Origin of the sequence: Labrenzia sp. OB1, assembly GCF_001624695.1 — a bacterium.
Lineage (GTDB): Bacteria > Pseudomonadota > Alphaproteobacteria > Rhizobiales > Stappiaceae > Roseibium.
Map to the genome: position 1 here is coordinate 121,027 of NZ_JSEP01000002.1, position 19,656 is coordinate 140,682.

Annotated in this window: 18 protein-coding genes, 1 tRNA gene and 1 riboswitch; of the genes, 9 read left to right on the plus strand and 10 right to left on the minus strand. The window is 61.0% G+C overall.

Annotation, left to right across the window (positions count from 1 at the left end; all coding sequences use genetic code 11):
• Nucleotides 1-8: 8 nt before the first annotated feature.
• Both OA90_RS02875 and OA90_RS02880 read right to left on the minus strand, forming a co-directional pair.
• Nucleotides 9-1,103, minus strand: a complete 1,095-nt coding sequence (locus OA90_RS02875; protein WP_082836813.1) for a quinone-dependent dihydroorotate dehydrogenase — start codon at nt 1,101-1,103, stop codon at nt 9-11.
• Nucleotides 1,100-1,444 (minus strand): DUF952 domain-containing protein, encoded by a 345-nt coding sequence (locus tag OA90_RS02880; protein ID WP_068407734.1) that lies wholly within the window; start codon nt 1,442-1,444, stop codon nt 1,100-1,102. The genes OA90_RS02875 and OA90_RS02880 overlap by 4 nt, the downstream gene beginning before the upstream one ends.
• 257 nt (nt 1,445-1,701) lie before the next feature.
• Between OA90_RS02880 and OA90_RS02885 the strand changes: the two genes are divergently transcribed.
• Nucleotides 1,702-2,589 (plus strand): thermonuclease family protein, encoded by an 888-nt coding sequence (locus tag OA90_RS02885; protein WP_068406908.1) that lies wholly within the window; start codon nt 1,702-1,704, stop codon nt 2,587-2,589.
• Nucleotides 2,590-2,658: 69 nt separating this feature from the next.
• Here the strand turns inward: OA90_RS02885 and OA90_RS02890 are convergent, their stop codons facing one another.
• Entirely contained in the window at nt 2,659-4,317 is a 1,659-nt protein-coding gene (locus OA90_RS02890; protein ID WP_068406911.1) for a lysine--tRNA ligase, read from the minus strand.
• A 362-nt stretch (nt 4,318-4,679) separates the two neighbouring features.
• Here OA90_RS02890 and OA90_RS02895 point away from each other — a divergent pair, with 362 nt between their 5' ends.
• Nucleotides 4,680-5,054 (plus strand): tellurite resistance TerB family protein, encoded by a 375-nt coding sequence (locus OA90_RS02895; RefSeq protein ID WP_068407737.1) that lies wholly within the window; start codon nt 4,680-4,682, stop codon nt 5,052-5,054.
• A 117-nt stretch (nt 5,055-5,171) separates the two neighbouring features.
• Here OA90_RS02895 and apaG read toward each other — a convergent pair whose 3' ends face one another.
• Complete coding sequence (gene apaG, locus OA90_RS02900; RefSeq protein WP_068406914.1) at nt 5,172-5,603, minus strand: Co2+/Mg2+ efflux protein ApaG; 432 nt, start codon at nt 5,601-5,603, stop codon at nt 5,172-5,174.
• A gap of 157 nt (nt 5,604-5,760) precedes the next feature.
• Here apaG and OA90_RS02905 point away from each other — a divergent pair, with 157 nt between their 5' ends.
• Nucleotides 5,761-6,369: a CDP-alcohol phosphatidyltransferase family protein gene (locus OA90_RS02905; RefSeq protein WP_068406917.1), complete on the plus strand. Its 609-nt coding sequence runs from the start codon at nt 5,761-5,763 to the stop codon at nt 6,367-6,369.
• Here OA90_RS02905 and OA90_RS02910 read toward each other — a convergent pair.
• Nucleotides 6,366-7,565, minus strand: coding sequence for an O-succinylhomoserine sulfhydrylase (locus tag OA90_RS02910; protein ID WP_068407748.1), 1,200 nt, complete (start codon nt 7,563-7,565; stop codon nt 6,366-6,368). The two genes, OA90_RS02905 and OA90_RS02910, sit on opposite strands and share 4 nt — an antisense overlap.
• A 43-nt stretch (nt 7,566-7,608) precedes the next feature.
• A riboswitch (SAM riboswitch) is annotated at nt 7,609-7,688 on the minus strand.
• A 119-nt stretch (nt 7,689-7,807) separates the two neighbouring features.
• On the opposite strand from OA90_RS02910, the gene OA90_RS02915 reads away from it, so the two are divergent.
• Nucleotides 7,808-8,944 (plus strand): 2'-deoxycytidine 5'-triphosphate deaminase, encoded by a 1,137-nt coding sequence (locus OA90_RS02915; protein WP_068406920.1) that lies wholly within the window; start codon nt 7,808-7,810, stop codon nt 8,942-8,944.
• A 6-nt stretch (nt 8,945-8,950) separates the two neighbouring features.
• A complete protein-coding gene (locus OA90_RS02920) occupies nt 8,951-9,499 on the plus strand; it encodes a YigZ family protein (protein ID WP_068406922.1) in 549 nt (182 codons plus the stop codon).
• 291 nt (nt 9,500-9,790) lie between these two features.
• Here the strand turns inward: OA90_RS02920 and OA90_RS02925 are convergent, their stop codons facing one another.
• A complete protein-coding gene (locus OA90_RS02925) occupies nt 9,791-10,591 on the minus strand; it encodes an ion transporter (protein WP_068406925.1) in 801 nt (266 codons plus the stop codon).
• A gap of 147 nt (nt 10,592-10,738) precedes the next feature.
• Here OA90_RS02925 and OA90_RS02930 point away from each other — a divergent pair.
• Nucleotides 10,739-10,812: transfer RNA gene (locus OA90_RS02930), tRNA-Gly, on the plus strand.
• 54 nt (nt 10,813-10,866) lie between these two features.
• On the opposite strand, the gene OA90_RS27915 is transcribed toward OA90_RS02930, so the two are convergent.
• Complete coding sequence (locus OA90_RS27915; RefSeq protein ID WP_082836832.1) at nt 10,867-11,259, minus strand: DUF1127 domain-containing protein; 393 nt, start codon at nt 11,257-11,259, stop codon at nt 10,867-10,869.
• Here OA90_RS27915 and OA90_RS02940 point away from each other — a divergent pair.
• A complete protein-coding gene (locus tag OA90_RS02940) occupies nt 11,233-11,682 on the plus strand; it encodes an Lrp/AsnC family transcriptional regulator (protein WP_068406931.1) in 450 nt (149 codons plus the stop codon). The two genes, OA90_RS27915 and OA90_RS02940, sit on opposite strands and share 27 nt — an antisense overlap.
• 22 nt (nt 11,683-11,704) lie before the next feature.
• Here the strand turns inward: OA90_RS02940 and OA90_RS02945 are convergent, their stop codons facing one another.
• Nucleotides 11,705-13,324, minus strand: coding sequence for a GMC family oxidoreductase N-terminal domain-containing protein (locus OA90_RS02945; RefSeq protein WP_068406934.1), 1,620 nt, complete (start codon nt 13,322-13,324; stop codon nt 11,705-11,707).
• Nucleotides 13,325-13,634: 310 nt separating this feature from the next.
• Here OA90_RS02945 and OA90_RS02950 point away from each other — a divergent pair, with 310 nt between their 5' ends.
• Nucleotides 13,635-14,516 (plus strand): transporter substrate-binding domain-containing protein, encoded by an 882-nt coding sequence (locus OA90_RS02950; protein ID WP_208985947.1) that lies wholly within the window; start codon nt 13,635-13,637, stop codon nt 14,514-14,516.
• Between the two features lie 145 nt (nt 14,517-14,661).
• Here OA90_RS02950 and OA90_RS02955 read toward each other — a convergent pair whose 3' ends face one another.
• The gene (locus OA90_RS02955) at nt 14,662-15,486 is read right to left on the minus strand and encodes a sterol desaturase family protein (RefSeq protein WP_068406939.1); all 825 of its coding nucleotides are present in this window, start codon (nt 15,484-15,486) and stop codon (nt 14,662-14,664) included.
• A gap of 112 nt (nt 15,487-15,598) precedes the next feature.
• Here OA90_RS02955 and OA90_RS02960 point away from each other — a divergent pair, with 112 nt between their 5' ends.
• Nucleotides 15,599-16,240 (plus strand): alpha/beta family hydrolase, encoded by a 642-nt coding sequence (locus tag OA90_RS02960; protein WP_068406942.1) that lies wholly within the window; start codon nt 15,599-15,601, stop codon nt 16,238-16,240.
• A gap of 23 nt (nt 16,241-16,263) precedes the next feature.
• Here the strand turns inward: OA90_RS02960 and OA90_RS02965 are convergent, their stop codons facing one another.
• Complete coding sequence (locus tag OA90_RS02965) at nt 16,264-19,656, minus strand: efflux RND transporter permease subunit (protein ID WP_068406944.1); 3,393 nt, start codon at nt 19,654-19,656, stop codon at nt 16,264-16,266.

The window sequence follows — 19,656 nt, forward strand, 5'->3', positions numbered from 1 at the left end:
GAGATGCACTAACGCGTCTCCGCCGCCCAGGCATCGGTATTGGCATCCCTTGCCTCACGCAGGGACGACATGCCGTGTTTTTCCAGTCTGGCAGACAGACCTGACAGGATCTCTTCGATCAGGCCGGGTCCCCGGAACACCAGGGCCGAATACAGCTGCAGAAGATCGGCTCCGGCTGTGATCTTGGTCCAGGCAGTGTCCGCGCTGTCTATCCCTCCGACGCCGATGAGCGGCAGGTCGGGACCGGCGAGCTTGCGCGCACGGGCAAGAACGATCGTGGACTTGCGGAACAGGGGTGTTCCGGACAGGCCTCCGGCCTCTCCGATCGGCCCCGAAGCGCTCAACCCTTCGCGTCCAAGGGTCGTGTTGGAGACAATCAGGCCATCGACATTCTTGGCGAGGACTTCTTCGACGACATCCCGCAGATCCTCATCGGTCACATCCGGCGCGATCTTGAGCAGAACGGGAACATGGCGCCCGACTTTGACGGTGCATTCGTCCCGCGCGGATATGACCCCGGTCAGGAGCTCCGCCAGCGCTGTGCGGCCCTGCAGATCCCTGAGTCCCGGCGTATTCGGGGAGGAAATGTTGACAGTGAAATAGGACGCCATGTCGGCGAATGCGAAAATGCCCGAGACATAGTCCGCAACGCGATCCACGGAGTCCTTGTTCGCCCCGATGTTGATGCCGACAACGCCGTTCAGGCTCGCACGCGCATCCAGGCGCCGCCGCATCGCCCCTTCGCCCTCGTTGTTAAAGCCGTAGCGGTTGATCACCCCGTGATCGGCGGGCAGGCGAAAAACGCGGGGACGCGGGTTGCCGGATTGCGGCCTTGGCGTGACGGAACCGACTTCGGTATACCCGAACCCCAGCTTCAGCAGCGCATCGGGCACTTCGCCGTTCTTGTCGAACCCGGCTGCCATGCCGACAGGATTGGGAAAGTTCAGGTCCCAGAGCTTCACGGCCAGGCGTGGATCGGCGGACGTCTTGCGGCCCGGCATCAAACCCGACTTCAGAGCGAGGACCGTGAGGCGATGGGCGGTTTCCGCGTCAAGGCACCGGAGCCCCCTGAGGGCCGCGTCTTCAAGCCAGCGCATGGTCATCGCTCCAGACCGGGAAAGACATGGCTGCCGTCGGCCGCCAGCGGCAGTTCCTTCACCCAGACAGCGGAAGCCGGATCGAGTTGATCGTAAAGATGCGGAAACAGCGCCCCTCCCCGGGAGACTTCCCACTTCAGTGCCTCGCCGAACCCGGAAGCGTCAAAGGCCGCCAGCAACAGGTCCTCCTGTGCGGCGAAGTGTTTTGCGGCGGTTTCTCGGGCCTGCTCCGCCGTGGAGAAGTGGATGAAACCGTCTGCAAGGTCGACCGGAGCTCCCTTGAAAACACCGCGCTCGGCCGCCTCCTGCCAGAGGGACCTGGGGACGATCTTGAATATCAGTTTCATGCGTTTTTCCGGTTCCATCCGTTTTCGAGACCTGTCCGCGAGGCGGCAGTTCCAACCGGCTGGGACACTACTCAAAGGGGACTAGCCGGACAAGAAGGCAATCCGGTCTTTGCAGAATGTCCTGTAGTGTGGCAGGAAAAATCGGAGCAGAACAATTCGGGGCGGAGAAATCAGGGAACAAGCCGCGAGGCGCCCTCGGCATTCCATTGGCCGGACTGTATGGTCGCGGCAATACGGCAACAGTGAGAGAACCTGGAATGAAGCTGCGGCCTCTTTTCGTGCCGGCAATTCTCCTGACGGGCACCGGTGGCCTGTTGGCCTGGCTGTTGCTGTCCGATCCTCCTGAAGTTTCCGAGGGGCAATCGGCCAGCAGCCTGCAGGCCGCGCCAAAACAGGTCGAGGCGGCTTCCCCGGAAAGTGCAGAGAAGGTGCTGGAACGGGTGACCTCCGCGGCGCCACTTCCCGACAATATCCGCGACGTCTCCCCGGAAGGTGTGACGGCACCGAAGGTCAGCGGCAGTCTGAAGCGGGTCGAGCCGTCGAAACGCTATCTGGAACTCAAGAACCCGCCCGTCGAGCCGATTCCCGACGGGCCGATTGAGTTGACACGTGTGCAGGTTCTGGACAGCGGCCGTATCCAGTCGAACCGGCTGGTTGTCACTCTCGCCCATATCCAGCCCCTGAAGATCGATGAAACCTGCATGTCGCGGCTTGGCGGCAACTGGCCGTGTGGCGCCCGCGCCAGAACGTTTCTGAGAGGCCTGATCCGGCAGTTCAAGATCACCTGCGAAAAGATCGAGGAGATCGGGCCGCAGCAGATCATCGGCAGTTGCAGACGCGGGAATATCGATCTGAGTGCCCGGCTTGTCCGCTACGGCTGGGCAGATCCGACGCCCGATGCTCCCTCGCACATCACGGAACTCGCGCAAAAGGCCCGGGACCGGAAAGTCGGCAAATGGCAGGCGGAATGGCTCACCGACCTGCCGAAGTCGGACTGGGACGGAGACGCGACCGCCGCCTTGCCCGGACTTGAGTATCTGGAATCTGAAATTGTCGAGTGGAGCCAGCCGGCTGATCCGGAGGACCCGGATCAGAACCCCTTCCCCTTCGAACTCGACACGCCCGAGGACCAGCGCCCGCAATAGACCCGGCGGACATTCATTCGGTTTCGAGTGAACATCCGCCGTATGATTTATGGAATTAGCTTTATAGCTTTACGCGGCAAGCTGTCCGTCGAGTGCCTTGCGGATCATCTCGCGGGTTTCGGCAATGCCGTAGAGTGCCACGAAAGACCCGAAGCGCGGACCTTTTTCCTGGCCAAGCAGGAGCTGATAGAGCGCTGAGAACCAGGCAACCGAGACGCCCGGGCCACCATCGGGCCCCTTCTTGGATGGATCCTGATAGCGCTCGATGGCGCGGGCGACATCGAGAACCGCATCCTGGATAGAGGCGCCGTCCGCATCTGCCGGCAGCGAAGCCAGCTTGTCGTCCAATTGCTCAAGCGCGGTCCGCTCGACGTCGTCCGGCGTCTTGAACGATTTCTTCGGTTTGACGAAGTCGTCGAAATAACGGATCGCATAGGCGACCAGTGCATCCAGCTCCGGATGGGTTTCAGGCGTCACCCCCGGTGCGTAGCGGGAGATGAATGCCCACAGCACATCCTTGTTTTCCGCATTGGAGGCGGACACGAGGTTCAGCAGCATGGCGAAGGTCACCGGCATCTCGATCTTCGGGATATTTCCGGAGTGAATGTGCCAGGCCGGATTCTGAAGCTGCTGTTCCACAGGCATCTGCGCGTATTTCTGGACAAAAGTGAAATACTCGTCCACCGCCTTCGGAATGACGTCGAAATAGAGCTTCTTCGCCGTTTTCGGCTTCTGGTAATTGTAAAGCGCCAGGCTTTCCGGCGAGGCGTAGGTCAGCCATTCGTCGATGGTCAGGCCATTGCCCTTCGACTTGGAGATCTTCTCGCCATTCTCGTCCAGGAACAGCTCGTAGACGTAGTGCTCCGGGGCCTTGCCGCCGAGGATGTTGCAGATCTTGTCGTAGATCGGTGCGTTGGTCTGGTGGTCCTTGCCGAACATTTCGAAGTCGACGTCCAGAGCCGCCCAGCGCATGCCGAAGTCAGGCTTCCACTGCAGCTTTACCTGACCGCCGGTGACAGGCAGCGTGATGTCCTCGCCAGTCTCGTCCTCGAAGGTGATCGTGCCGTCCTTCGCATTGACGTCCTTCATCGGCACATAGAGCACACGACCGGACGTTGGCGAGATCGGCAGGAACGGCGAATAGGTCGCCTGCCGCTCAGCACCCAGGGTCGGCAACATCACATCCATGATCTTGCGGTATTTCTCGGTTGCCTTGATCAGCACATCGTCGAACTTGCCGGACCGGTAATATTCGGTCGCGCTGGCGAATTCGTAATCGAAGCCGAACGTATCCAGGAACCGGCGCAGCATGGCGTTGTTGTGGGCAGCAAAGCTGTCGAAATCGCCGCCGAACGGGTTCGGCACAGCGCTCAGCGGCATCTGCAGATAAGGCTCCATCGCCGCGCGGTCAGGCACACTTTCGGGGATCTTGCGCATGCCGTCCATGTCGTCGGAAAAGCACAGCAGGCGTGTGGGAACCTTGTCTTCCGTCAGCACACGGAACGCCGTGCGCACCATGGTCGTGCGCAGGACCTCGCCGAAGGTGCCGATATGCGGAAGACCCGACGGGCCGTATCCCGTTTCGAAAAGGACCGTTTTTTGTGGGTCCCGCTTTTCGATCCGTTTGACCAGTTTTCGCGCCTCTTCGAACGGCCAGGCTTTCGATTTCCGGGCCGCCTCGACAAAGTCTTGCGAAAGGTCAAGCGGAGGCAGGGATTGGTCGGTCATTTTCGAATATCGTTCTTCTGATTTGTCTGGGTTGAGTGCAGGTCAGGCAACCGCGGAAACCCTTGGGCCGGCTGCTGCGGCGCGACACTAGATCAACCTGCTTTCATGTGCAATCGCATCAAGGCAGGGAAGTTAATCGTGCTCGAAGCATTGACCCGGCCTGTCCGCATTTCTCCCGTAGCGGGATACCCGGGAACAGGCGCGGCGGCCAGCAGGCAAATGTCGCAGGTCCGTGACTTGAAGCTTTGACACCAAGCCTATACACCGGTCTTTCAATCTGCCTTTGAAGAACCGGCGCCACTGGAGAAGTTATAGTGTCTAAGAATGAGCCGATCAGCGTTCAGGAAGCCCTCATCTACGTGATGGTCATCGTTTCGGCGTCGGACAACTCAATGACCGACAAGGAACTGGCCACAATCGGTGACATGATCAAAATGTTGCCGGTGTTCAAGGACTATGACGGCAACAACATCATTCCGGCGGCCCAGCGCTGCGGAGACATTCTTCAGGAAGAAAACGGCCTGTCCCTGGTTCTGGAGCTCGTGCGTGACATCCTGCCGGTGAAACTCTACGACACAGCCTATGCGCTCGCTGTCGAAGTGGCGGCCGCTGACCTTGAAGTCCATCAGGAAGAGTTGCGGATTCTTCAGCTCCTGCGTGACCGGTTCCGCTTTGACAAGCTGACCGTTGCCGCGATCGAGCGTGGCGCGATCGCCCGTTACCGGACGGTGAACTAGGTCACAGCCCCGCGATTCATGAACCGGACAGTTTTCAGGCCTCCAGTCGTTTCCGATTGGAGGCCTTTCGATTCAGGTCCGTTTTCCGGGTGTGTGTGAGGCCGCGGCGGTATCCGCTCAGTTCAGGCTATGTATGGCATCCGGCAGATCGAGAGAAAAGGCCGGGATCGTGACGTCGAACAGGGTTCCGTCCGGGCGTTCCATGGAATAGGAACCCGCCATGATGCCGGAATCGGTGGCCAGCGGACAATGGGACGAATATTCGAAGGTCTCGCCGGGTTCGATCACAGGCTGTTCGCCGATGACCCCGTCCCCGTGAACCTCCGCCTTGCGCCCCATGGCGTCGGTGATCTGCCAATAGCGCGTCTTGAGCTGCACCGGTTGGGTGCCGCCATTGTGGATCTCCACCATATAGGCCCAGATAAACTCGCTTTCATCCGGCTTCGATTCATCGTCCAGATAAAACGGTTCGACCGAGACTTCGATCCCTTCGGTAGTGGCGCTGTAACTGCCAGACACGTTTGTTCCTTCTGGGTTAAGGTCAGGCATGACCTCTCCGAAAATAAGTCCGGATCCTTGGGGCTAAGCCCTTAAATATGAAGGGGCTTATAGGGCGAATGACGCAAGCGTGAAAGACACCAACTTGCGATTTTCGAGTGAATTCTGCATGAAACCCGCTGATAAACTCTAAAAAAGTGCTCCCTTGATGCTCGACGCCCGTTTGCGCCCCCTGATTGACCCGCCGCTGAACCGGATGGGCCGGATGCTTGCCGCAACCGGTATCGGCGCAAATGCCATGACGCTTGCGGGGTTCGCGCTCGGAGTGGCGGCTGCCGTTGCCATCGCAGCAGGCGCCTTCCTGGCCGGACTTTTACTGATTGCACTCAACCGGCTTGCCGACGGTCTGGACGGTGCGATCGCCCGGGCGACACGCAAAACCGACCTTGGCGGCTATCTCGACATCACGCTGGACTTCTTTTTTTACGGCGCAATCCCGTTCGCCTTCGCCATCAACGATCCCGCAAGCAACGCGCTTGCCGCCGCGGCTCTGCTGACAAGCTTTTACGCCAACGGCTCCGCCTTTCTGGCCTTTGCCATCATGGCGGAGCGGAAAGGCCTGACCACCGACTCCCAGGGGTCGAAGTCGCTTTATTATCTCGGCGGCCTGGCCGAGGGCACGGAGACCATCACATTGTTCCTGCTGATGGCGCTCCTGCCCGGCTGGTTCGCGCCGCTGGCCTGGATTTTCGCGGTCGTCTGCTTCGTTTCCGCAGCCGCGAGGGTATTGATCGGCGTGAAGGCGCTGCGGACCTAAACCGCCGCAAGCGCCTTTTCGACATCTTCCAGCAGATCCTGCGGGTCTTCGAGACCGACAGACAGGCGCAGAATGCCGTCGGAAATGCCAAGTTCCGCGCGAGCTTCCTCGCCGATGGACTGATGCGTCGTGGTCGCCGGATGGGTGATGAGGCTTTTCGCATCGCCCAGATTGTTGGAAATACTGACGATCTCCAGCGCGTTGGTGAAGCGGAAGGCCGCTTCCTTGCCGCCTTCGATCTCGATGGCGAGCATGGTCGAGCCGCCACGCATCTGCCGTTTGGCGACGTCCGCCTGCGGGTGATCGTCCCGGCCCGGATAAATCAGCTGTTTCACCTTGGGTTTGCCGGCCAGGAAATCGGCGATCTGCCGGGCGCTTTCACTCTGTCGGGCGACGCGGATCGGCAGGGTTTCCAGTCCCTTGAGCAACACCCAGGCGCTGAACGGGCTCATGTGCGGACCGGTGTGCTTGACGAAAGGCATCACTTCCTCGGTGATCCACTCCTCGTCGGAGAGAACGACACCGCCGAGACAGCGCCCCTGGCCGTCGATGTGCTTTGTCGCGGAATAGACGACCACATCGGCGCCAAGCTGCAGCGGCGACTGGTACATCGGTGTCGCGAAGACGTTGTCGACGATCAGGCGGGCATCGGCCTCCTTGGCGATATCGGCGACGGCGGCGATGTCGATGACTTCCAGTGTCGGGTTTGTCGGGCTTTCCAGAAACAGCGCCCGGGTGTTCGGCCGGACCGCGGCTTTCCATTGCGCGATATCCGTTCCGTCCACCAGCGTGCTTTCCACGCCGAAACGCGGCAGCAGCGTTTCACAGATGTAACGGCAGGAGCCGAACAGCGCCTTGGCGGCGATCACATGGTCGCCCGCCTTGACTGCGGCCATCAGCGCCAGGTTGACGGCGGCCATACCGCTGGCGGTGCCCCGTGCAGCTTCCGCCCCTTCCAGCGCCTTGAGGCGGTCCTCGAACATGGAGACGGTGGGATTGGCATAACGGGAATAGACGTAGCCCGGATCTTCGCCGTTGAAGCGCGCTTCGGCGGCTTCCGCGTTGTCATAGACGAACCCCTGGGTCAGGTAGAGGGCTTCAGAGGTTTCACCGAAGGGCGACCGCATGGTGCCGCCGTGAACCAGTGTGGTTGACGGGCGCCAGTTTTCACTTCCGGTCTTGGTCTTCTCAGTCATCTTCAGTTCGCTCCAAATGCAAAAAACCCCAGCCAAAGGACCGGGGTTTGCACCTCCGGCCTTTTTAGCAACTTATTTAACGTGGCTGCAAGCCGGCCGGCCCAAATCACCACAACGCGCATTTGTCCTAAGCGAAAACGGCTTCCGGGTCAATCGCCTTGCACAAAGAACCAGAAAGCCTGTTGGCGCGAAGCGCTGCATCCGTTAAGGACGGTAGGAAGAAGACCAAGCGGGACACCTACATGAATGTGACAACGGGTCAGGCCTTGAACGGAAGCGCTTCTCTTTCAGCGGACGGCATTTTGCCCGAACGCGTCATTCACGCCATGTTCGCATCCGGCGAAATATCCGCGCCCGCGCCACCCGTCAGCGGTCAGGTGCAGCCGGCAAGCCTCGACCTGCGCCTCGGCACGGTCGCCTACCGGGTGCGCGCCAGCTTCCTGCCGGGGCCAAAGATCAGGGTTGCCGACCGCCTGGAACAGCTCAAGCTGCACACCGTGGACCTTGCGGTCGGTGCGGTGCTTGAAACCGGCTGCGTCTATATCGTTCCCTTGCAGGAAGGCCTGGCGCTGGCGGACGATGTTTCCGCGACCGCCAATCCGAAAAGCTCCACCGGGCGGCTCGATGTCTTCACCCGCGTGATCACCGACAACGGGCTCGCCTTCGACACGGTGCCGGCCGGCTATACCGGCCCGCTTTACGCGGAGATTTCTCCCCTCACCTTTCCGATCCTGGTGCGCACCGGATCCCGCCTCAGCCAGATCCGTTTCCGGCGCGGGCACTCCCTGATCGCGGACAGCGCGCTGGAGGAGGTTCACAAGACCCACACGTTGATGAGCGGCGGCAATGAGCGCATCGGCAACGGTGTCCAGCTCTCCATCGATCTTGAGGGGGATGGTCCCGGCAGCCTGATCGGCTATCGCGCCAAACAACATTCCGGCCTGATCGACGTCGACAAGGTCGGCGCGCATGATCCACTCGACTTCTGGGAGCCGATCTACCGCCGCCGGACGGCGGAGCTGATCCTCGATCCGGATGCGTTCTACATCCTGGTCAGCCAGGAAGCGGTGCATGTGCCGCCCGATTATGCCGCCGAGATGGTGCCCTTCGACCCGCTGGTCGGCGAGTTCCGCGTGCATTACGCCGGCTTCTTCGACCCCGGCTTCGGCCATGTGGGCTCGGGCGGCGTCGGTTCACGGGCCGTGCTGGAAGTCCGCTCCCATGATGTTCCCTTCATCGTCGAACACGGCCAGACCATCGGCCGTCTGGTCTATGAACATATGGCGGAGCGTCCCGAACGGCTCTACGGAGAGGGCATCGGCTCCAATTATCAGGGTCAGGCGCTCAAGCTATCCAAGCATTTCAGGATGTCTGCCTGAGTTCCGATGGCACTCAAGACGATCCACCGCGAATTCGAAGGCTTTCTGGAAGACCGGAAATCCCGCTTTCTGGCACATCTCGTTCCGGTGGAGATGTTCGAGCAGCGGCTTGAAGAGCTTCGCAAGGAGCACAGGAAGGCGGCGCATGTCGTCACCGCGCACCGGCGTCTTCTGGAAGACGACCGGATCGAGGAAAGCGGCAAAGACGACGGCGAACCGGCGGGCACCTCCGGCATGCCGACGCTGCGGGTGCTGCAGGGCGCGCAGCTGATCAATTGTGCCGTCCTGATCGTGCGCTATTTCGGCGGAACGAAACTTGGAGGCGGCGGCCTCGCCCGCGCTTATTCGGGGGCCGCGCAGGATGCGATCAACACCGCGGAACTTGTGCCGTTTCAGAAGATCCTGACCAGACAGATCAGCGCCGATTTCGCTTCAAGTTCGGAGCTGGAGCGGCGGATCGAACACCTGGGCCTGAGCGTGGTTTCGCGTGACTTCACCGAGGACGGTGTGACGCTGACGGTCGAGGGTCCGGCGGACGCGCTGGCGGGGCTTTAGCGCGTGTCGCGTTCAAGCGGTTTCATGGTTTCAGAAAGACGCCCGAGGCAGCGTTTGCGCAGCAATTGCGTTCGGGCGGTTTTCTGAATTCAAACTAACGCGACATGCTTTAGAGCGTTGCTCACGGGCTCCCCTCTCCCTTGTGGAGAAGGGGCAGGGATGGGGGTGAACCGCCAAGCGGTAAATTGGTCAGGTCCTGACGCCGGGAAGGATACCCCCCTCCCCACAAGGGGTAGGGGAGCTGCCTCACCGAAAGACTTCAGGAAAGCGCCACGCCCCTGAAGGTCTCATTCAGCCCTTCGCTTTGCCAACTTCATTTCGCAAGACCTTCACCTCGTCCCTGAGCGCCCGGACCTCTGCCAGGATCAGCCCCGTATCGTCATGGATGGCCTGGCGGTTGGCGTCCGCCTCGGCGTCATGTTCTTCCTGCATGGCCGAGACGATGATGCCGATGAAAAGGTTCAGCACGGTGAAGGCGGTACACAGGATGAAGGGCACGAAGAACAGCCACGACCAGGGGAACGCTTCCATCACCGGCCGCACGATGCCCATGGACCAGCTTTCCAGCGTCATGATCTGGAAGAGTGTGTAAAGCGAGGCCCCGATATTGCCGAACCACTCCGGAAACGCCGCGCCATAGAGCTTGGTTGCCATGACGGCAAACACATAGAACACCAGCGCCATCAGAACCATGATCGATGCCATGCCCGGGAGCGCGGCGACAAGGCCGCCGATGACACGGCGCAGGGACGGCACGACGGAAATAAGACGCAACGCCCTGAGGATACGCAAGGACCTGAGAACCGCAAAAGCGCCGCTGGCGGGCATCAGGGCGATGGCAACGATGGTGAAATCGAAAACGCTCCACGGGTCTTTGAAAAACTTCAGGCCATGGGCATATAGCCTCAAGGCAAGCTCGATCACGAAAATGGCGAGGATCAGCCGATCCAGAAAAAGCAGCGCGCCGCCGATGTCCCGCATCACGGCCGGACTGGTTTCCAGCCCGAGCGTCACCGCGTTCAGTACGATGATGGCGATGATGCCGTATTCCCAATTGCGCGAGGAGACCAGCGCGCTGACTTGATTTCGCATTTTTCTGCCCTGGATTGTGACCCATAACCTGCGCCGATGCGCCGGGCGGAAGATGGCGGTTCCGGCGCTGCAGTGCAAGATCCTGTCGCACAGGAAAAGCCGGCTTGACACCATGCGCTACTCGGAGCAGAAAGCTCGAAGATCCCGGCGGGTGTAGCTCAATGGTAGAGCAGAAGCTTCCCAAGCTTAAGACGAGGGTTCGATTCCCTTCACCCGCTCCAGATTTTTTTCTGCCCGACCGAAAAACCAGCCAATCGAACCTTCCCTTCTCAGGCTCAGCGCAGCGTTTCGCCGACGCGGTCCGGCCCCGGCAAATCGCTGCGAGACAGGCCGATGTCGTCCAGCAGGTAGTCCGGCATTTCGGACAGTATTTTCATGTCGCGCCGATGACGCAACCGGCGCAGCAGGTCGCTGATGACACGGCTGAACAGGTCTGAGCGCAACGGCTGAAAGGTCAGGGTGGCAATAGCATCGGTTCTCATCTTGCTTGCTCCAACTGAAATTCGATGCAGCCAGCTTACGAAGAAGAGTCGCGTGTGATGCGCAAACTTCAAGCAATCATGCGTATCTCTCGCAAATTTTTCGACCTGGTGATAAAATTTCGCAAGACAGCACTCAAGACGATATGAACGGCGAGCGACATGGACCATCTCGACAAATTCGATCATCGGCTTTTGAGCCTGCTGCGCAGTGACAGCCGCCGGACTGGCAAGCAGCTCTCCGAAAAAGTCGGTCTTTCCCAGGCTGCCTGTCTGCGCCGGGTTCAGCACCTGCGGGACATCGGGGCTATCGAGAAGGAAGTCGCGATCATCTCGCCCGAGGTGGCAGGAGCCTCCGTCACCCTTCTGGTTATGCTGGTGCTGACACGCGGGCAGCCGGAGAAGGCCGCTCAGCTACGGCGCGATCTTCTGAAACTCCCTCAGGTCCAGAAGATCTATCACGTGACCGGCAACGCCGATCTGGTGCTGACACTGCAATGCGCCTCCATGGAAGCCTATTCCAATTTCACCGAAGCTCATTTCTACTCCGACGAGATCAAGGGCTTCGACACGATCGTCGTTCTGCGATCATACGACCCCGAGCCGGATTGATTTTTCCACGAGTAAAATTGGCCTAGGCCACTTTCTCACTCCGGATCATGTCCGCCGCCTTTTCCGCGATCATCACCACCGGTGAGGCCGTATTGCCCGAGACAATCTTAGGCATAACCGAAGCGTCGATGACACGCAGACCGTCCAGGCCGCGCACCCGCAGCTCGGGATCGACCACGGCCTTGCCGTCCACACCCATGCGACAGGTGCCGACCGGATGGAAGATGGTCGTGGCGATGTCGCCGACCTTCGCGAGCAGATCCTCTTCGCTGTCGACCGCCGGACCGGGCAGGATCTCTTCCGGCTGGTAAGGCGCAAGGGATTTGGCGGTCATGATACGGCGGGCCTGGCGCACGGAGGTGACCGCAATCTGGCGGTCCTTTTCGGCGGAAAGGTAGTTCAGACGGATATCGGGCTGCTGCGACACGTCCCGGGTCTGGATGTGGACCGAGCCGGTACTTTCCGGGCGCAGGTTGCAAACCGAAACGGTAATAGCCGGGAAGCTGTGCAGCGGGTCGCCAAGCTTGTCGGTGGAAAGCGGCTGGACGTGATACTCGAGATCCGGCATGTCCAGCGACGGGTCGGATTTCGTGAACATGCCGAACTGGCTCGGAGCCATGGCCATCGGGCCGGAGCGGGTCAATCCGTATTGCAGCGCGATCGCCGCCTTGCCGAAAAGGCTGTTGGCCATCGTGTTCAGCGTTTTGGCGTTCCGGACCTTGTAGACGGTGCGAATCTGCAGGTGATCCTGCAGGTTGCCGCCGACATCGGGGCTCTCGTGGCGCAGTTCGATGCCGTGACCGGTCAGAACCTCGCCGTTGCCGATGCCGGAAAGCTCCAGGATCTTGGGCGAGTTGATCGCACCGGCCGCCAGCAGAACTTCCCTCTCTGCCCTCACTGTCGCGTCCCGGCCCTTGTGGGAGAACGCCACGCCAACGGCGCGCTTGCCTTCAAGCAGGATGGATTTCGTTTCCGCGTGGGTGATCAGTCTGAGATTCGGGCGCTTAAGAGCAGGACGCAGGAAGCCTTTGGCGGTGTTCCAGCGCACGCCCCCTTTCTGGTTGACTTCGAAGAAGCCGCTGCCTTCATTATTGCCGTCATTGAAGTCCGCGCGCGGTTCGACACCGAATTCACGCGCGCCCTCCTGAACCGCTTTGAGGATGTCCCAGGTGAGCCGCTGTTTGGCGACCTTCCACTCACCGCCGCCGCCATGCATGGTAGTGGTGCCGGCATGGTGATCCTCGGACTTCACAAAATAGGGGAGAACATCGTCCCAGGCCCAGCCGACATTGCCGAGCTGGCGCCAGTGATCGTAGTCGGCGGCCTGCCCGCGCATGTAGATCATGCCGTTGACGGAGGTGCAGCCGCCGAGGACCTTGCCGCGCGGATAGACAAGGCTGCGTCCGTTCAGCCCCGGTTCGGCGGCGGTTTTCATCATCCAGTCTGTGCGCGGATTGCCGATGCAATACAGATAGCCGACCGGAATATGAACCCAGTGGTAATTGTCCGATCCACCGGCCTCCAGAAGAAGAACCCGCACGGAGGGATCTTCCGTCAGGCGGTTGGCCAGAACGCAGCCGGCAGTGCCCGCGCCGACGATGACATAATCGTAGGTTCCTTCCAGAGCATTCTGCCCGCTCATCCCGTCTCGCTCCCAAATTCCGCTGAAGGGAACATGGCCCCTCCCGGTCCCATGCTCCCGCTTCCTTGTTCCGCACATCCGAAGCACTCGGTGGCAGCCTGACCCCATGCATATCCGCAAAATCGTTCTTCCGCCATTCAGCGCAAGAGCTTAAATCGGCTCAGTCCGATTTGCAGGCGCGAGAACGCATCCACGCTTTGCGAGAAGTTCCGGGCTGACAAAAGGGCCGGCGTCGCGATAATCTGCTTTTGCGATTCCCCGGCTGCCGATGGCGGTACGCCGATTTCCAGTTTCGTCCCAGGACCGCCGTGTGATTTTAACAATGTCCTTCGCCCGATTGTGCCGGTCCCTCGTCAGACCTCTTGTCGCCGGTGCGGTGGTTGCCAGTTGCTGCGCCGCCCTGTTGTCCGGCATGGCCCTGGCGCAGGATACGCAGGTCCGAGTGCCGAATTTCTGGGACCCGAAGGCTGTCCACGACCGGCCGGCCGCCATTCCCGACAAGATCCAGTTTCTGGCAACCGACGACTATCCGCCCTTCGTCTTCCGCGATCCGCAAGGGCGGCTGACCGGTTTCAATGTCGATCTGGCGCGGGCGCTCTGCCAGGAACTCGGCAGTTCGTGCTCGCTCAGGATCAAGGATTTCGAGGTTCTGCTTCCGGCTCTCGAGGAAGAGAAAGGCGATGCCATCATCTCCGGCCTTTCCCGCGGTCTCCCCTCGACGCGGAGCCTGAATTTCACCGACGATTATCTGAAACTGCCCGCGCGCTTCGTCGTGCCGACGGATCAAATCGAGACGTTCGATGAGCAGAAGCTCGCAGACAAGACCATCGCCGTGGAAACCGGCTCGCGCTATGAAGCCTTCGTGACGCGCTTCTGGCCCGAGGCGAATGTCCTCAGCCTTGAAAGCGAAGCGGCCGCGCGCGAGGCTGTCAGGACCGGAGAGGCCGACGCGCATTTCGGCGACGGCCTCAGCCTGTCCTTCTGGCTGCCAAGCGTGGCGGCCGAGGGCTGCTGCACGTTTGCGGGCGGCCCCTGGCTGGAAGAGGGGTATTTCGACCAGGGCATGGCGATCGTCACCAGACAGAGCGATCCGGAACGCGCCGCAGCGCTCAACTACGCCCTGCGCCAGCTTCACCAGAAGGGCGTCTACCGGGAGCTTTACCTCCGCTATTTCCCGCTGAGTTTCTACTAGGGTGTGGACTCATAAATGAAGCCGAAATGGCATCGGAAATGGCGAAACACCGTCAGGAAGCGTGCGCGGAGCGGCCCCCCTGCCCGGTCAAGCACGCTGACGACACGGGGTGAGGCCATTTTGGCTTCATTTACGAGTTCACACCCTAATCCCTGTCGGTGGACCGGCGTCTGGAATTCTTGAAGAACGGGATGGACAGGCTGAATAGGAAGGAATGGGCTTTCGGCGTCAAAGCGGGGCCGAGACCGATCTCCATGCCGTCGTGGCCTTTTTCCGGCTGATCCACATAGGTTCCGAACAAACGATCCCAGAAGGAAAAATAGAAGCCGTAGTTGCTGTCGGTTTCGCGCCAATAGACGGAATGATGGACCCGGTGCATGTCCGGTGTCACGATCACGCAACGCAGCAGCCGGTCCGCCCATAACGGGATGCGCAGATTGGCGTGGTTGAAGATAGCCGAACCGTTGAGCACGATCTCGAAGATCAGCACCGCTTCCACCGGGCCGCCCAGGGCGGCGATCACCAGTCCCTTCCAGATGAAGGACAACAGGATCTCAACGGGATGAAATCTCAGCCCCGTGGTCGCGTCGACTTCGCTGTCCGCATGATGTACCCGGTGTATCCGCCAGAAGAGCGGGACCTTGTGCGACATCAGGTGTTGAAACCAGACAGCGAGATCAAGCGCCACAAATGTGAGCAGCCCGGCGAGCAGGCCCGACAGGCCGAGCAGCGGGAACAGCCCCCAGCCCTTGTCTACCACCAGAAGCGCCAGACCGACGCCACCGATCGGGAAGATCAGCCGCACCACAAGGGCATCGAGCAGAATAAGACCCCAGTTGGCCGGCCAGCGTCTCAGGCGGCCGGATGTCCTTTGCCGCCTCGGCAAGCCCGCCTCCAGCAGCGCCATCAGCAGGAAGATGCCGGCAAAACACGCCATGCGAAGCTGATTGATGTCTATCTGGTCAAACATTGCGTTCTTTCAGCCTTTCGAAGCAAACCTGCTTGCCAGGTCAGCCATGGCTCTATAGGTCGGAAGCATAGCCGTCTATACACCTCCTGCCTCTGCGACAGATCACATCACCATGAACACCTTTGTCTGGACCCGCCCTGAAACGCCTGTAACTGCAACGCTGCTGCTGGCGCACGGGGCCGGCGCACCGATGGATTCCGCTTTCATGAACAAGCTGGCGGCGGCGCTGGCGGCGGAAGGCATTGCCGCCGTCCGGTTCGAATTCGCCTATATGGCCGGCCGCCGCACAGGCGGAGCCAAAAAGCCGCCACCGCGCGCGGAAAAGCTGATCGGGGAATTTCAGACCGCCCTTCAGGCCGTAATGAAGGAAACGGACGGCCCACTGCTGATCGGCGGCAAATCCATGGGTGGGCGCGTTGCCGCCATGCTGGGTGGTGGAGCTTCCCTGCCCGGCCGCGTGGCCGGTGTCTGCTGTTTCGGCTATCCCTTTCACCCGACCGGCAAAGCGGACGCCGAGTGGCGGCTTGCGCCGCTGGAAGACGCCAAGCGCCCCGTGCTGATCCTGCAGGGCGACCGCGACCCGTTCGGTTCAAAAACCGAGCTGGAGGACATCACCCTGCCTGCGCATGTCCGGCTGACTTATCTTGAAGACGGCAACCACGATTTCGGTCCGCGCGGCAGGTCCCCGGCGACGCTCGACGGCAATATCACCGCCGCCGCCAAGGCTACCGCCGCCTTCGCGCAAACACTTTAGGCCCTAATACAAGCCTGACCGGTCTACTCCGCCGGAGTGAGCGCGTGCCCCTTCCCGGGAAGACGCGGTGCCCGCCTCAGGCGGATCAGCCCGCCCAGGTCGTCACCGATCTTGATCAGGGCCGGCACCAGCACCAGAACGAGTGCGGTTGCCGATCCAAGACCGAAAACGATCGTGATGGCCATGGGCAGAAGAAACTGCGCCTGAAGGCTTGTTTCGAACATCAGCGGCAGCAAGCCGCCAATTGTCGTGAGCGATGTGAGCAGCACGGCCCTCAACCGGTCGCAACTCGATCCGATGGCCGCTATTTCCAGATTCTCGCCCGTTGCCCTGCGCTCTTCGAAACGCGCCACCAGGATGATCGAATTGTTGACCAGGATGCCAGCGAGCCCCAGAAGTCCGATCAGACTGAGAATGGTCAGATTATAGCCCATCAGATAGTGGCCGACGATGGCTCCGACGGTTCCGAACGGAATGATGGACATCACCACAATCGGGCGCGCGTAGCTCGCGAAGATCGCCGCCAGGATGATATAGATTCCGGCCACCGCCATCAGAACTCCGGTCAGGAGTTCGGAAAAGGCGTTCGACTGTTCCTCCGCCCGGCCGGCGAAGGAATAGTCGAGGCCATAGCGCTCTGCGAGGTCGGGCAGGAATTGGCTGTCAAGCTCGGCGATGATGCGGTTGTTGGAGGTGACGGTACTGTCAACATCCGCGACGACGGTCACCACCGTCTGACCGTCCCGCCGCAGAACCACCGAAAATCCCTGCGCGTCCGTCAGATTGACCACCTCGGTCATCGGAACAAAGTCTCCCGCGGTCGTTTTCAGTGAAAGCTGGCGCAGCGCGGCCGTTCCCTCCTGATCGAACACCTGCTTCACCCGCACGGTGACTTCCTCATCCCCTTCGGCAAAGCGCTGCGCGATACTGCCTTCAAAGGCGTTGCGGATCTGCCGGGCGGCGCTCTCGACCGTGAAGCCCAGCGCCCGTCCACGCGGGGTCAGTTCCACCACCAATTCGGGCTTGCCGTAAGGCAGGTCGTCTTCCACGGCGCTTGTGCCGGGAAATCCGGACAGTTCCTGCTGCAGTTCCTGCGCCGCGGCCTTCAGGTCCTTCAGGGACGCACCGGACAGCCGGATATCAAGGTCGCGGCCAGGAGGGCCACCCCTGCGTTCGGCAATCGCGATCCGCGAGGTGCCGGGAATGGGCGGCACAGCCGCCCGCCAGGCCCGGACGATTTCCGGCGTCCTGATTGTTCGGTCTTCCGACAGCGTGAGCTGCACGCTGATATTGGCGACATTGTCTCCGCTGCTGTTGCCCGCGGAGCCAAGCGTGGCATAGGTGGCGAGCACCAGTTTCTGGTCGCTTCCGGCGGTAAGGCTCTCCTCGGCCTCTGTCAGCGCATCTTCGATCCGAAGAATGGCGGCGATGGCCTGGTCCTCGGGGATGCCGGCGTGGAAAAAGATCGACGCTGTCAGGTTTTCCGCTTCGGGCGAGGGAAAGAAAGTAAAGCCGACGCGGCCACCGCGCACCAGACCGACCGCCAGGATCATGGCGGCAATCGCGAAGGCGAGCGTCACATAGCGCCAGCGCACGGCCACCGCCACCAGAGCCCGGAACGGATAGTCCCGCATCCAGTCGAAACCCGTGTCGAAGCCACGCCGGAACCATCCGGGCTGATCGTCCGTGTCCTTTGCCTGACGACCGCGGCGCAGCGCCAGCAGAAGAGTTTCGACGGCAAGTGCCAGCAGGAAGCAGACAACAACGACGACGACTTCGAACACAAAGGTGCCGGCCGAGTCCTTCAGGCCGCGCAGCGGATCGTCAATCAGGTCGAGATAGGGCGGCACGGACATGTCCGGCTGCGCGACAAGCGCGCTCAGGAAAAAAGCGGGGGCGCCGGCGATGATGACCACACGCCACCAGTTCCAGGCCGGTTTTCTGGCAAGCGCATGGGAAAGGTGTCCGGGCAGGACAAGAAAACACTCGACCAGCGACGCGATCACAACGGCCACGACCACGACCGGGAGCGTGCCCATGATCTGACCGAGAACATCGCCCACCAGCAGGATCGGCAGGAAGGCGGCGATGGTCGTCAGGCTCGCGGCGAAGATCGGCGCCAACATGGTGGTCGCCCCGTTGACCGCCGCGTCCTGGGGCGTATCGCCCAGGCTCTGCCGGGTTGCCGTATGTTCTCCGACCACGATCGCGTCATCGACGATCACGCCGAGCATCATGATCAACGCAAACAGGGAGATCATGTTGATGCTCTCGCCCATAAGCCACATGATGCCGAGCGTCGCCATCATCGCGACCGGAATACCGGCGGCGACCCAGAGCGCGATCCGGGCATTCAGGAACAGAAAGAGGATGGCCACAACCAGAACCAGTCCGGAGAGACCGTTTTCCACGAGCAGAGAGATGCGCCCTTTCACGGCGTCCGCACTCACGTCGTATTTCAGGATCTCGAGCGTCTGCGGCAGTTGCGGGGTGATTTCGGCCAGATAAGCATCGACAATCGCCGCCGCCTTCAGCGTGTCGGTTTTCTCCGCCCGCAGGATCTGCATTTCAACGGCCCGCGTCCCGCCTGAGAACCCCTGCTTTTCGCTGGAGTCGAAATCACGGACCACGGTCGCGATGTCTTTGACGAGCGTCTTTTCGCCTGAGGTGAAGGACTTGACCTCCACCCGCCCGACCGCCTCCGGAGACCGGGCTTCGGACAGGGCGCGTATCTGCCGCTCGACGGCACCGTCGAGATTTCCGGCCGGAAGGTCGGTAGTGTTGCCGGCGATCTGGCTGGAAATATCGGCAACCGTCAGATCCAGACGGTGCAGTTCCCGCTCGGGAATCTCCACCAGATATTCCGGCGACCTGTAGCCATAGAGCTCGACCTTGTCGATGCCGCGCGCCAACAGATCATCGCGCATCTGGCGGGCAAAGACCTTGAGCGCCTGTTCCGAATAGGGCCCGCGCAGGGCCAGGGTCGCGACACTGTCGGTGAACGTCGATGCGGAGACCACCGGTGTTTCACTGTCGACCGGCAGGGTCGTCACGCCGGACACGGCCTGCTCCACATCGGACAGCGCCTGCTGCATATTGGTGCCTTCGACGAATTCCATCTGGATCGACGCAGCGCCTTCCCGGCCATAGGAGACGATCTCGTCCAGCCCGTCGATGAACCGCAGTTCCGGTTCGACCACCTCGAGGATATTCGCGGTCACGTCTTCCGCACTTGCTCCGGACCAGCTGATGGAAACGCTGATCCGGTCGGTCTTGACGGTTGGAAAGAACTGGGTGTTCAGCTTTGCAAGGCCATAGGCCCCGAACAGCACCATGACGGCCATGATCAGGTTGGCCGCATTCGAGTGGCGGACGATCTGTTCCAGAATGCCGCGGTTTGTTGCACCTATCGCCAT

What these genes read in the sequence shown, in the direction of transcription:
- OA90_RS02875 (WP_082836813.1), bottom strand. Translation starts at nt 1,103, where the DNA reads ATGACCATGCGCTGGCTTGAAGACGCGGCCCTCAGGGGGCTCCGGTGC.
- OA90_RS02880 (WP_068407734.1), bottom strand. Translation starts at nt 1,444, where the DNA reads ATGAAACTGATATTCAAGATCGTCCCCAGGTCCCTCTGGCAGGAGGCG.
- OA90_RS02885 (WP_068406908.1), top strand. Translation starts at nt 1,702, where the DNA reads ATGAAGCTGCGGCCTCTTTTCGTGCCGGCAATTCTCCTGACGGGCACC.
- OA90_RS02890 (WP_068406911.1), bottom strand. Translation starts at nt 4,317, where the DNA reads ATGACCGACCAATCCCTGCCTCCGCTTGACCTTTCGCAAGACTTTGTC.
- OA90_RS02895 (WP_068407737.1), top strand. Translation starts at nt 4,680, where the DNA reads ATGGTCATCGTTTCGGCGTCGGACAACTCAATGACCGACAAGGAACTG.
- apaG (WP_068406914.1), bottom strand. Translation starts at nt 5,603, where the DNA reads ATGCCTGACCTTAACCCAGAAGGAACAAACGTGTCTGGCAGTTACAGC.
- OA90_RS02905 (WP_068406917.1), top strand. Translation starts at nt 5,761, where the DNA reads ATGCTCGACGCCCGTTTGCGCCCCCTGATTGACCCGCCGCTGAACCGG.
- OA90_RS02910 (WP_068407748.1), bottom strand. Translation starts at nt 7,565, where the DNA reads ATGACTGAGAAGACCAAGACCGGAAGTGAAAACTGGCGCCCGTCAACC.
- OA90_RS02915 (WP_068406920.1), top strand. Translation starts at nt 7,808, where the DNA reads ATGAATGTGACAACGGGTCAGGCCTTGAACGGAAGCGCTTCTCTTTCA.
- OA90_RS02920 (WP_068406922.1), top strand. Translation starts at nt 8,951, where the DNA reads ATGGCACTCAAGACGATCCACCGCGAATTCGAAGGCTTTCTGGAAGAC.
- OA90_RS02925 (WP_068406925.1), bottom strand. Translation starts at nt 10,591, where the DNA reads ATGCGAAATCAAGTCAGCGCGCTGGTCTCCTCGCGCAATTGGGAATAC.
- OA90_RS02940 (WP_068406931.1), top strand. Translation starts at nt 11,233, where the DNA reads ATGGACCATCTCGACAAATTCGATCATCGGCTTTTGAGCCTGCTGCGC.
- OA90_RS27915 (WP_082836832.1), bottom strand. Translation starts at nt 11,259, where the DNA reads ATGATCGAATTTGTCGAGATGGTCCATGTCGCTCGCCGTTCATATCGT.
- OA90_RS02945 (WP_068406934.1), bottom strand. Translation starts at nt 13,324, where the DNA reads ATGAGCGGGCAGAATGCTCTGGAAGGAACCTACGATTATGTCATCGTC.
- OA90_RS02955 (WP_068406939.1), bottom strand. Translation starts at nt 15,486, where the DNA reads ATGTTTGACCAGATAGACATCAATCAGCTTCGCATGGCGTGTTTTGCC.
- OA90_RS02960 (WP_068406942.1), top strand. Translation starts at nt 15,599, where the DNA reads ATGAACACCTTTGTCTGGACCCGCCCTGAAACGCCTGTAACTGCAACG.
- OA90_RS02965 (WP_068406944.1), bottom strand. Translation starts at nt 19,656, where the DNA reads ATGGCGATAGGTGCAACAAACCGCGGCATTCTGGAACAGATCGTCCGC.